Origin of the sequence: Adlercreutzia mucosicola DSM 19490 (assembly GCF_000422625.1) — a bacterium.
Taxonomy (GTDB): domain Bacteria; phylum Actinomycetota; class Coriobacteriia; order Coriobacteriales; family Eggerthellaceae; genus Adlercreutzia; species Adlercreutzia mucosicola.
In genome coordinates this window covers 19,745-32,258 of the sequence record NZ_AUGK01000003.1, presented here as the reverse complement: position 1 = coordinate 32,258, position 12,514 = coordinate 19,745, and the positions used below count along the sequence as shown (strand labels likewise).

General features: G+C 62.1%; 9 protein-coding genes. All 9 read right to left on the bottom strand.

What is annotated here, in order from left to right; translation table 11 throughout:
• Window positions 1-4: 4 nt before the first annotated feature.
• Window positions 5-1,057: a type II secretion system F family protein gene (locus tag G503_RS0100125; RefSeq protein ID WP_028025985.1), complete on the bottom strand. Its 1,053-nt coding sequence runs from the start codon at window positions 1,055-1,057 to the stop codon at window positions 5-7.
• A gap of 18 nt (window positions 1,058-1,075) precedes the next feature.
• Window positions 1,076-2,047, bottom strand: a complete 972-nt coding sequence (locus G503_RS12805; protein ID WP_051190766.1) for a transglutaminase-like domain-containing protein — start codon at window positions 2,045-2,047, stop codon at window positions 1,076-1,078.
• 5 nt (window positions 2,048-2,052) lie between these two features.
• Window positions 2,053-5,049: a hybrid sensor histidine kinase/response regulator gene (locus tag G503_RS12800; RefSeq protein WP_051190765.1), complete on the bottom strand. Its 2,997-nt coding sequence runs from the start codon at window positions 5,047-5,049 to the stop codon at window positions 2,053-2,055.
• An 86-nt stretch (window positions 5,050-5,135) separates the two neighbouring features.
• A complete protein-coding gene (locus tag G503_RS0100110) occupies window positions 5,136-5,498 on the bottom strand; it encodes an Hpt domain-containing protein (RefSeq protein ID WP_028025984.1) in 363 nt (120 codons plus the stop codon).
• Window positions 5,499-5,525: 27 nt separating this feature from the next.
• Window positions 5,526-7,691, bottom strand: a complete 2,166-nt coding sequence (locus G503_RS12795) for a bifunctional diguanylate cyclase/phosphohydrolase (protein WP_202805144.1) — start codon at window positions 7,689-7,691, stop codon at window positions 5,526-5,528.
• Between the two features lie 99 nt (window positions 7,692-7,790).
• Window positions 7,791-9,026 (bottom strand): phenylacetate--CoA ligase family protein, encoded by a 1,236-nt coding sequence (locus G503_RS0100100; protein ID WP_028025983.1) that lies wholly within the window; start codon window positions 9,024-9,026, stop codon window positions 7,791-7,793.
• 304 nt (window positions 9,027-9,330) lie between these two features.
• Complete coding sequence (locus tag G503_RS0100095) at window positions 9,331-10,068, bottom strand: response regulator transcription factor (protein ID WP_035021196.1); 738 nt, start codon at window positions 10,066-10,068, stop codon at window positions 9,331-9,333.
• Window positions 10,046-11,773, bottom strand: a complete 1,728-nt coding sequence (locus tag G503_RS12790) for an ATP-binding protein (protein WP_084636161.1) — start codon at window positions 11,771-11,773, stop codon at window positions 10,046-10,048. Before G503_RS12790 ends, G503_RS0100095 begins: the two co-directional genes overlap by 23 nt.
• Window positions 11,774-11,910: 137 nt before the next feature.
• Complete coding sequence (locus G503_RS0100085) at window positions 11,911-12,510, bottom strand: 4Fe-4S dicluster domain-containing protein (protein WP_028025981.1); 600 nt, start codon at window positions 12,508-12,510, stop codon at window positions 11,911-11,913.
• Between the last annotated feature and the right edge of the window lie 4 nt (window positions 12,511-12,514).

The following is a 12,514-nucleotide window of genomic DNA, read 5'->3' as shown; positions in this document are numbered from 1 at the left end:
GATGCTAGCCGATCGATCCCATGATACCGATAAGCGGCATCATGACTGAAATGAGCGTCGCGCCCACGGCAATGGTGAGAAAAGCCGCCAGAGCAGGCTCGATGTTGTCGATGGCTCCGTCGATGCGCAGGATAGCATCGTCGAAGAAGTTGGCCGAAAGGCGATCGAGGGCCGCGTCCAACGAGCCCGAGCGCGTGCCGATGGTCAGCATGCGCGCGTGAATCTGCTCGAACACCTCGGCCTCGCTGATGGCCTGAGCCAGCGAGCGGGGCGCCGTGGGATCGATCATCAGCCCGTAGGCCGCCTGGGCCTTGGCCCGCAGACCGCTGTGCTCCACCACTTCGATGGCCTCCCTCATGGCCACGTCGGTGTTCACACCCGAAGCGGTGTAAGCCGCCAGGGCCGAGGCGAAGCGCGACACGGCCAACTGCTCCATGGCACCGCGGGTGGCGGGGAACTTCTCGAACAGTCGCATCACTGCCATGCGCCCGGCCTCCGAACGGCAGGCGATCACACCGGCCAGGGCCACCACGGTGCACACCAGCGTGATGCCCAGGGCCACCCAGCCGATACCAATGGACAGCCCCACGGCGTTGAACGAGCCGTTAGTCAGCGAGCCGGCGATGGACACGTACACGTCCTCGAACACGGGCAGGATAATCACCACGGTAAAGGCCAGGATGATGGACATGATGCACAAAAGCGCCGCCGGATAGCCCACCGACGAGCGGATCTTTGCGAACAGGCGGTCCTCCTCGTCGTAGTACACGCCCAGGGCCCGCAGCACCTCCTCGGTGCGGCCGGCGGTCTCACCCACCTGCACCATGTCTACGGCGTAGCGGGGAAACGCCCCCGAGGCCTGCATGGCACCGGCCAAAGTGTCGCCATCGTTTAAGCGCGCGTACACCACGGTGCAGGTGGCCTGCAGGCCCTCGTCGCCGATGTCCTCCGACAGCATTCCCACCGCTTCATCGGTCTGGATGCCCGCCGCCAGCATCATGGCGACGCTCTCGCAGAAAAGGCTGATTCCCGCACTATCGAGCTTCGGTTTGGCCATAGTCTCCCCTGTCCGTTCCTAATAGGTGTATCGATCGGTGTAACTGGTGCCGTCGCCGACAGTGCTCGCGGCACCGGAGGCGGCGAAGGTCAAATCGACCCGCGTCCAGTCATTTGGCTTAATGCTGATTTCCACGCTCACCCATTCCCCATCAATATATACCATGTTCCAGGCATGGTAGACATCATCGGGAGAAACGTAGCCGGTGACCACCTTGCAAGGTATACCAAGGCTGCGCAGCATGGCGGCCCCGAGCGAGGCGTAGTCGAAGCAGATGCCCGTGCCCGAGGCCAAAGTGGCATCGGGGTCGGGCACGTATCCGGTCGCCGAGGCCAGCTCGGCAGCCTTATCGTGATCATAGGTGATATTGGCCACCACCCACTCGTAGATGTTGCGCACCACGTCGCCTTGGTTCGTGCAGCCGGCCGCCAGCTCGCGGGCCTTGGCCACCACGGCCGACGAATCGTTGTAGTTCACGAACATGTTGGGCACCAGGAAGGGCGCCTGCTCGCTGTTCAGCTTCACGTTCTCCACCACGCTGAACAGCTCAACATAGTTGTTGCCCGAGGTGTTCTGCATCACGCGGAAATTGTAGGGGCCATCCCCCATGTTCACGGGCACCACGATAGGGGTGTTGTCGCCGGGCAGGTCGTAGTTGTAGCTCATGTCGCCCTTGCTCACCTGGAACTTCAGGCGGCTGTCCGACGAGGCCGCCGCGCCCACGTAGCCCTCAGCCAGAGCCGAGGTGTCGATGGCGCAGCCGTTGCCCGTCTGGGCGAAGTCGTTGTGGAAGGCCGACAGCGCCAGCGATGAGGGCACCGCATAGTCGGGCCCTGAGGTGGAGCCCCCGTCGCCCGTCGCGCCACCACCGCCTCCTCCGCCGCCAGAGCCGCCCGAACCGCCGCAGCCCACCAGGGCCAGGACGCACAGCAGCAGCGCCGCCGCGGCGGCCACAGCCAGCGAAACGGTATGGCGGCGCACTCGAGCCATAGACCCTACAGCCACTCCTTCAGCGTCTTGATCAGCAGCTCAATTTCCATGGGCTTCGACATGTGGGCGTTCATACCCGCAGCGCGCGCCCGAGCCACGTCGTCGGCAAAAGCGTCGGCGGTCAGCGCCACCACCGGGATGGTGCCCAAATCGGGGCGCGGATCGATCATGGTGCCGTCGGGACCCTTGCCCTCGGCGGCGGCGCGGATGGCGCTGGCGGCCTGGTAGCCGTTCATCACGGGCATCTGGATGTCCATGAACACCAAATCGTAGTGACCCGGCTCGGAGTCCAGCAGCTTGTCCACGGCGATGCGGCCGTTCTCGGCATGATCCACTTCCAACCCCGTCATGCCCATGATGTCCAGGGCGATGGCGGCGGCGATGGAGTTGTCCTCGGTCAAAAGCACGCGGTGCCCGCTGAAGTCGCTCTGCTGCAGCACCTCGTACTCGCTGGCAGGCTCGGGCTCTTCCGAGGCCAATAGCCCCTTCATCACGTGCACCAAACGGGAGCGGAACAGCGGCTTGGAAATGAAGGCGTCCACGCCCACCGAGCGGGCCTCCTGCTCCACGGCCGTCCAGTCGTAGGCCGACAGGATGATGATGGGCATCTCGTCGGCCACGATCTCGCGGATCTCGCGGGCCGCCTCGATGCCGCTCTTGCCGGGCATCTTCCAATCCAGAATGACCGCCACGTAGTCGCGGGCGTTCTCCACGGCCTCGCGCACCGCAGCCACGGCCTCGTCGCCCGACAGCACATAATCGGGCTCCATGCCGATGCTGCGCAGCACCTCGCAGGCGCTCTCGCAGGCTGCGATCTCGTCGTCGGCCACCAGCACGCGCAGGCCCTCCAAGGGTGCCAGGTCGTGCTCGTCGCCCTCGCGCAGCTTCATGTACACCGTCACGGTGAAGGTGGTGCCCTCGCCCAGCTTGCTCTTCACGTCGATGGTGCCGTTCATCAGGTTCACCACGGAACGCACGATGGACATGCCCAAGCCGGTGCCCTCCACCTTGGTCACGCGGCTGTCGTTAGCGCGGGTGAACGGCTCGAACACCGTCTTCACGAAGTCCTCGGACATGCCGCAGCCCGTATCGGAGAAAGTGAACTCGTAGCAGCCCGAGCCCTTCACGCGACTCGGCAGCTCTTTGATGCGCAGGCTGACGATGCCGCCTTCGGGCGTGAACTTCACCGAGTTGCCCATGATGTTCACGAACACCTGCTGCAGGCGCATGGGGTCACCCACCACATGCTCGTGCTGGATGTCGGCGATCTCCACCTTCAGTTCCAGCTTCTTGTCGTTGATCTGGGGCGTCATGATGGAAAGCAGGCTCTCCACCGTCTCGGGCAGGTCGAAGTCCTCCTCGGACAGGCCCAAGTTGCCGCTCTCGATCTTCGCCATATCCAGCACCTCGTTGATGAGGCCGAGCAGATGCCGGCTGGACGTGGTGATCTTCGTCAGGCAGTCCTTCACGCGCTCCGGGTCGTCTAGGTACATGGACGCGATGGCCGTCAGCCCCATGATGGAGTTCATGGGCGTGCGGATGTCGTGGCTCATGGAATTCAGGAAGTCGGTCTTGGCGCGACTGGCGCGATCGGCCTCGTTGAAGGCGTCCTGCAGCGCGTTGTGCTGGGCGATCTCGCGCTCCTTCACGTCGGTCACGTCCTGAACCGACAGCAGCACGCTGGTGACCACACCGTTCTCGTCGCGCTGAAGCGGCAGCATGGATGCCTGGTTCCAGGCCACTTCCCCGGTATCGGGATCCTCCAGGCGGTACTCCAAATGCAGGTAGGGCACGTCCTCGGTCAGCTGCTCCTGGATGTAGGCCGGCGTCAGGGCCTTCTTCATGCGCTCGCATTCCTCTTCGTTGTAGAAGCGCGTCTGCCAATAGTAGCGGAACATGTTGTAGTCGCCGTTGCGGGGCAGGTCGTCTTTGATGCTCTCGTCCTTCAGGTACTCGTAGGTGTTGTCCTTCAGGTTGATCACGGCAAACCGCTGGAACAGGGCCAGCGACGAGTACACGATGCTCGTCACGTGCTCGCTCTCACTCAGCAACTTGGCGCGCTGACGCATAGTCTGCACGAGCAAGAAGATGGCCACCAGCGACAGGGCACCGCCCACCATGCCCACCAGCACCAGGCCGGCCAGATTCGCACGAGCCTGCATCCCCTCGGTAATAGACGCGGGGAAGGTGCGCATGAGCATCCAGTCGTAGCCCTCCAGCTGCATGGCGTAGGCCATGCCCGCGCCCGCGTCGCTTTGGTAGTCGAAGGCGACCGAGGAACCGTCGCGGAAGGCCTCCTCCAACTGCGCGCGCGTAACCTCGCTGGCCGTGCCTTCCTTGGTGTAGATATCGAAGGCGTTCTTCACGTCGCCCGTCGCCTCGGATACGCCGGAATGGGCCACCACGGCACCGTCGCTGCTGCACAAGAAGGTGGATGTTTTCTCGCCGAAGATGTTCGTGGCCAGAAAACCCTCCATGGCGTCCTCGCGGTAAGCGCCGGACACCACGCCGATCACCTCGTCGTTATAGCGCAGCGGCGTGTAGAAAATGACGGACAGATCATCGTAGAACAGCGAGTTATCGGTAGCGTACACGCCCGACTCGCCTTCCATGCCGCGCACGAAGTAGTCGCGCTCCGAAGCGTCTTCCGAACGGCCGCGGTCATCGTAGGTCATGCCCGAAGCATCGGAGAAGGTCACGTAGCTGAACTTCGTGTAGGCCGCCAGGTCGCGGATACCGTCGATGGAGGCCTCCTCGGCACTCGCAAGCGAGCTCTCGTACAGCGACGTGAGCAGGCGCACCTCGGTCTGCGAATCGGTCATCCACTCGGAGATGCGGCGCGCCGACTGCTGGGTGGAACCTTCCAGATACTGGGCGTTTTGCGCCGAAACGCGCTCGTTGTTCATGGTGACGAAGATGAAGAACGCGGCAACGACCACGACAAGCGCGGCCAGGGCGATCAGGATGCGCCCGCGTCTTACTTTGTTATTTGTTTCGGTCATGGCGTTTCGTTCCTTCTCAACGTCAACAACAAACCCTCGAAGCCGGCGGGCGCCAAGGCGCTTGCCGCCCATCGGGGCCTCGCATTCTAGATGATGGCGATGGAGTCCACCACCAGGGTGTAAGCGTCGCGCACCTGGGGCATCAGCTCGGGCACGGCCGCCAGGTTGGCCGGCATGCCCGCATCGTCCAGGCGCAGGGCATCGGACAGGGCGCAGGAGGCCTCGAACAGCGGGGTGAAGCCCAGATCGCGACTCACGCCCTTCAAGGTGTGGGCGCCACGATAGGCCTCGGAGAAGTCGCCAGCCTCAAGAGCGGTCTCCAGGGTCTGCATCGAGGTGTCCTGCAAGAAGATCTTCGCGAACTTCTCGATACGCTCGTCGGTCATCAGACGGCCGCGCACCGTTTCCAAATCGCCGCCCATTGCAGCGTAGGCAATCTCCAATGACATGGTCTCTCCTTATCGTTGTGGTCGAATCTACTGATCCGTTTCGTTTTTGTCTATGCCCGAGAGCGCCGTGAACTCCCCGTCGATCACCGAGCCGCGCTCTTCCTCGCTCAGGTCGTCGTAGAACACATAGCCGCCGCGGCCGCCGCGCTTCTTGTGGTACAGGGCCACATCCGCTCGGCGGAACAGCTCGTCGTAGTCGCGCACCCCATCGTCGGTGGTGGCCACGCCCATGGACACCGACAGCGGAAAGCCCTCGAACTCGCCCTCCAGCGATCGGTGGATACGGTCGATCAGCGGACGCGGGTCCACCGGGCAGTCCATGCACACGAGGAACTCATCGCCGCCCACCCGGGCCACTACGTCGCCGCCGCGCACGCTATCCTGCAAGCGGCCGGCGAAGTGCTGAAGCACCCGGTCTCCGAACTGGTGGCCGTGGGTGTCGTTAGCCTGCTTGAAGAAGTCCAGGTCACACACGGCCAGCACGTGGTGATCGCTGTGGCGGTCGCACTCGTCTTCCTCGCCCAGGCGCTCGGTGATCACCTTGCGGGCGAAAGCGCGGTTCACCACTTCGGTCAGCGGATCGTGGTAGGCCTTGAACTGCAGGTCGTGCAATTCGGCCTGACGATCGTCAATATCGATGAACTTGCCGAGAGAGCCCAGATACTCGGGCGGGTTCTCATCGGACCACAGGGCGCGGGCCAGCGCGTGCAGCCAGCGGGTCTCGCCGTTGACGGTCACCTCCAGCTCCATATCGACCAGCGGCGCCTCTTGGGTCGTCGCGCGCAGCCGCTGGTTCAACTCGGCCAGGTTGTCGTTGCCGAACACACGGCAGAAGGCCTCGTCGTGATAGGGGTCCATCACGATCTCGGGCAGCCCCAGCTTGCGGTCGCTCCAGTCGGATAGCACGATCATAGGCGGCTCGTCGGTGTATTCGAACTGCACCTCATTGCTCATGGACGCGAAGAAGTGGTACTTCATGCGCTCGTAGTCCAGAAGCTCCAGGGTGCGGCTGGACGCCTTGGCGACGCCGTTGTCCAAGGCGGCCTCCGACAGATGCAGGCTGTCCACGGATATCTCGCGACCCGTGACGCCGCGGTTCAGGCGGCTCTCCAGATCGTCGGCCACCGCCGTCAGGCATTCCAGGATCAGCGGGTTGAACGAGCCGCATTCCCCGTCGCGAATCATGCGCAGGGCCTCCTCGTGGCTGAAGGGCGGCTTGTACACGCGCTGGCTCGTGAGGGCATCGTACACATCGGCCAAGGCAACCACCTGGGCCGATATGGGAATCTCGTCGCCCACCAGGCCGTCGGGGTACCCGCGGCCGTCGTAGCGCTCGTGGTGCCAGCGGCAAATCTCGCGGGCCACCTTCACCAGCTTCTCGTCCTTGTACAGCTCTAGATTGTCCAGCATGTCGCTGCCCACCGCGGAATGCGTCTTCATGATGGCGAATTCCTCGTCAGTGAAGCGGCCGGGCTTGTTCAGCACTTCCTCGGGGATGGCGATCTTGCCGATGTCATGCAGGCTGGAGGCCATGGTAATGAGCGAGATGTCCTCGGCCGTCAGCGGGTACTGGTCGGTCAGGCGCACCAGGTGGGTGAGGATCATCTCGGTCATGGCCTGCACGTTCAGCACGTGCATGCCGCTCTCGCCGTTGCGGAACTCCACGATGTGCGACAGGATGTACACCATGAGGTTGTTGGACTTCTCGCGCTCGTAGACCTGGTCGGCCACCATGCCCATCAGCGTGCGCTGCTTCTGGTACAGCATGAGCGTGTTCATCACGCGGCGGCGCACGATATTCACGTCGTAGGGGCGGTTAATGAAGTCAGTCACACCCAGCTCGTAGGCGCGCTCGATATAGGCGGCGTCGGACTCGGCGGACACCATGATGACCGGGATGTCCTTGATCCAGCCGTTGCGGTTCATCACTTCCAGCACGTCGAAGCCGTTCATCTGCGGCATGACGTAGTCCAGCAGCACGAGCGAGATGCCCGTGCCTTCCTTCTGAAGCGCGGCCACGGCCTGCTTGCCGTCCTCGGCTTCCACAATGCGATAGGCGTCGCCGATCATATCAGCCAGAAGCGCCCGATTCAGCATGGAGTCGTCCACGATGAGAATCGTCTGCTTCTCGTTCAAGCTCGTAATGATGGCTTTCTCCTTCCATCCCGGGCTCGCCGACGGCTCCGTCCCCACGAACCCGCTGGCCTTTCCTTCTCAGGCGCCCCGTGCCTGTCGTTCCTTCTCGTGTGGGAGGGCTGAAGCCCTCCCTTCATCCTGCGACCCCCGACAGCCCTAGTAGCGGCTGTCGAAGATGCGCTTCGTCTTCTTCTCGGAACGCGGCAGCTCGCCCATGGGCACGCCCTTGGCCTCGGGGGTGCAGCCCAACTTCGCCTTGAAGATGAGCGCGAGCTCCTCCTCACAGCGGGCGAGCGCCTCGCCCTCAAGAGGCGTCTCGAACAGCACGGTGAGCACGTCGTGGCCGTTCACAGCCTCGATCATCACCTGGTATTCGGAACTGGTGCCGTCGGTGGCCTTGATGACCTCCTCCACCTGGGCCGGGAACATGTTGCAGCCCTTCACCTTAAACATGTCGTCGGTGCGGCCCGTGAGCGTATCGATGCGCGGGTGGCGGCAGCCGCAGGGGCAGGTACCGGGGATGATGCGCGTGAGGTCGTGGGTGCGGTAGCGGATAAGCGGGGCGCCCTGCTTGCGCAGCGTAGTGAGCACCAGCTCGCCCACCTCGCCGTCGGGCAGGTTCTCACCGGTTTCCGGATCCACGATCTCGATGTAGACGAAGTCGTCCCAGATGTGCATGCCGGCATGGGCATCGCAGGAGATGCCGATGCCGGGGCCGTACACCTCGGTGAGGCCGTAGATGTCGTAGATCTCGATGCCCAGCTCGTTCTGGATGCGGTTGCGCATCTTCTCGCCCCAGCGCTCCGACCCGATGACGCCCTTCTTCAGGTGAATCTTGTCGCGCAGGCCGCGCTTGGAGATTTCCTCGGCCAAAAGCAGAGCGTAGGAGCTGGTGGCGGTTATGACCGTGGATTTCAGGTCCTGCATCATCTGGAGCTGCTTGTCGGTGTTGCCCGGACCCATGGGAATGGCCATGGCGCCCAAACGCTCGGCACCCAGCTGAAAACCGATGCCGGCGGTCCACAGGCCGTAGCCCGGGGTGATCTGGATGCGGTCGAGGGGCGTGATGCCGGCCATCTCGTAGCAGCGGGCAAACTGGGTAGCCCAGTCGATGACGTCCTGCTGGGTGTAGGGGATGATGACCGGCGTGCCCGTGGTGCCAGAGGAGGAGTGGATGCGCACCACCTCCTCGTCGGGCACGGCCTGCAGGCCGAGCGGGTACACACCTCGCAGGTCATCCTTCTCGGAGAAGGGCAGGCGCTCGAAGTCGGCCTGGGTGCGCACGGCGGCCATGTCGATGCCGTCGAATTTCTTCGCGTAGAACGGCGAGCGTTCCTTAATTGTTGCCAGCTCGCACGTGATAAGCGAAAGCTGCTCCTCTGTCATCTCCATGGGTGCGCGTCTCTCCTTTGGGCACAGTTTGCGTGATTCTGAACTATTCTAACAAACTGGCAACAAAAGGACCTCGCGATTCACGACAATCTCGCAGGTGAGATAAGAGGATGGCGAAGCAGAAAGATAGCCTTTACGATTAGGATTAAGCGAGGGTTGTAGTACCACGCGCAGTTATGTCCAACGAATCGAATAGCTCATGGGAAACGCGAGACCGCCTCTGCCATCAAAAGTGTTTTCCACTTGAAAAAGGAGAACTCGTCGAGGGGCTGAGGACTCCTGGGGGATCGACAGCGCGAACACGCTACTCTGCCGCAAGTTTGTAGCCGACGCGCCAAACCGTGAGCAGATAGCGGGGCTCGCTAGGATTGTCCTCGATTTTCTCGCGAATTTTGCGCATGAACACGGTAATGGAGTTCTCGTCTACTTCAGCCGTCTCGCCCCATAAGTGCTCATAGATACGCCGACGCGTAAACACCTCACCGGGGCTTTCTGCTAACAGAGAGAGGATTTCGAACTCCTTGGCAGTGAGCGTCACCGCCTCGCCGCGCAAGTGCACCTCATAGCGATCGAAAAACACCTCCAGCTCGCCGATACGACAAGGCGAGCGGCGCGTAGGAGTCTCCGATGCCTCTTCGGTGCGGCGCACGTGCTGCAGGTCGTCGCGATGGCGACGCACATGAGCATCGATGCGCAGCAGCAACTCGTCGGCAATGAAGGGCTTGGTCACGTAATCGTCGGCGCCCACGCCGAAGCCGGTGCTTTTATCGACGATGTCGTTTTTCGCAGTAAGGAAGATAACCGGTATGCGCCGGCCCGCCTCGCGCATCTGCCGGCACACGTCGAAGCCGTTCATGCCAGGCATCATGACATCGAGCAGGAGCAGGTCGGGGCGCTCCTCATCCAGAAGGCGCAGCCCCTCGCGGCCGCTCAGGGCGCCGCAGAACTCGTAGCCCACCTCCTCCACTACATCGCGCAGGCTCTCGTGAATGCTCGGATCATCATCGATGAGCATGACTTTAATCGGCTTTTCCAACACCATGTGCTCCCTCTTCCCTCGTTGAATCGGCTCGATCGCCGTCGAAGTCCATCTCGTCTTTTTCCGGGGACGTCACGGGAATGCGCACGACAAACGCGGCACCCTGCCCCAGTGCGCTTTCGACCGATACGCTGCCGCCGTGCATGTCCACGTACTCGTGCACGATGGCGAGGCCCAACCCCGTGCCGTTGTAGCGTCGCGTGGACGAGGAATCCACCTGCGCGAATTTCTCGAATATGCGCTCGTGGTCGACCGGCGCAATGCCAATGCCCGTGTCGGCTACCGTGAACTGCACGGCATCGGCGTCCTGGTCGTAAGACGCCCCTACGGATACGCGCCCACCGTCGGGAGTAAACTTCACCGCGTTGCCGCACAAGTTTTGCAGTACATGAACGAGCTTGTCGAAATCGGCGCGAATAAGCGGCACATCGGGGGCCACGTGGCAGGAGAACTCCAAATTTTCCTTCAGGGCCAGCGGCTCTGCCGTTGCACGAACAAGCGCGATGACATCCCCCACATCCACCACCTCTGTGTTCAGCTTCACGCGACCCGCATCCAAACGGCTCATCTCCAAGATATCGTTGATCATAAGCATGAGTGCCTGAGAGTTAGCCTCAATGCCGCGAAGAGCCCGGGCCTCCTTCTCATTAGAGGGAACTATGTGCTTGTTCAGCAAGTCGGCAAAAGCCACAATGGAAGTAAGCGGAGTGCGCAACTCGTGGCTGACCATGGAAAGGAAATCCGACTTGTATTGATTCTCATCCAGCAGCTGGGCATTCACCTCTTCGAGTTGACACCGCTGTCGCTCGAGCACGGCATTAGCTTCCTGTAGCTGGGTTGTGCGATCGGCCACCTCATCTTCCAGGTTCGCATAGACGTCGGCCAACTCGCGGGCCATGCCGTTGAACTCGCACGTAAGGTCGCTCATTTCCTGGGATGACTCACTATAGGAAAGCTGCACGCCCAGATTACCCTCAGACACCTCGGCCACGGCTGCCTTTATCTTGCCGAGAGGACGCGTGACCAAATAGCTCAGAGCCCCATAAACCACAACGAGGCACACGGCCAACATCACGGCGAAGAATAGCACGTCCTGGATGATGGAGTCTCGTTCGTTCTGTTGATAGACGTCCAGCGGCATGATAATGCTGATGGCGCCGCCGATATCCCCCATCTCCCAGCCCTCTTTGGGGTATCCCGTGATGTCCAGCTCGCCGACCGGCTCGCCATGACACTGCAAGCAGGCCTCCTCGATGGTCATGGGAGCTAAGTAGCGAAAGACCTCTTTGCCATCCACCTCGGCGAAGCCGTACACGTCCCGCAAGCCCCCGTCGGCGCGAAAGGCATTCAGGGCCGCGGTCTCGTACTCGTCGGGCATGCCGGCGTCGTTGCGAGGGTTGAGGTTCACGAAGCGGGTGGTGTAGTCCGACTGGCGCGTAAAGGACTGCCCGATGATGCGGCCGGCGATGGCGCAATGAAGCCCCTGGTAGACGCCGTCTTCGGTATAGGCGATCTGAGAAAGCCTATCCTGGTTGAATACCATGAACTCCCATACGGCGTCCATCTGCTGTGCCAGCGCCCGTCCCTGCACCCGCAGTTCGTCCTCCATTTGGCCGTGCTGGTTAGCAGTGGTCCACGCGATGTTGGCCCCCAGCGACACCGCAAGTAGCACGGCGATAAGGCAGAGGAATTTTGTCCTCAATTTCACAGGCTCACCCCCTTCTCTCTTCGCGACGTTCAGTCTAATGCAAGAGGCCGGGCCACGCGGCGGAGGAGAGCTCGCGCGGTCCGGCCTTCGAGAGTGTCGCCTACATTCTCAACGACCTTCTCCTTTCGACATCTCTCTTACAGCGTCATAATCATAGGCTCTGCTTCAAGGGCTGCCGGTTTAGCATTGATAACTACCGATGGATCGGTTTGGGCGGCATCGGGAAGCACGGTAATTTGGCTTACGCCCCCAGGATGGGCAGCTCTCAGCTCGGAGATCGGTCCGAATTCCAGCGCGCGCAGAGGGCAAGCGGTCACGCAAGCTGGCTGCTCGCCGACAGCGCGCAGATTGATGCAGCCATCGCAGCGGTGCACCACGTTCAGTTCCTTAATGAGCACCGGATGACCATAGGGGCACGCCTTCACGCAATACTCGCAACCGATGCACTTGTCGTCATCGTGCTGCACGGTGCCATCTTCGGCGTTGATGTAGGTGGCACCCGCCGGGCACACATCCACGCAAGCCGGGACATGGCAGTGGTTGCACGCGCCGGAATAATGGTAGGTGATCGGCTTCGGGAACTCGCCCGCCTCGTAGCTGGTCACACGCCGGAACAGGTAGCCCACGTCAAGGTCGTTCTTATCTTTGCAGGCCACCTGGCAGGTGCGGCACCCCACGCAGGCCTGCTGGTTGAAGTAGAAGCCCTGCGGATTCTCGTTGATCTTCTCGTCAGCCATGGTA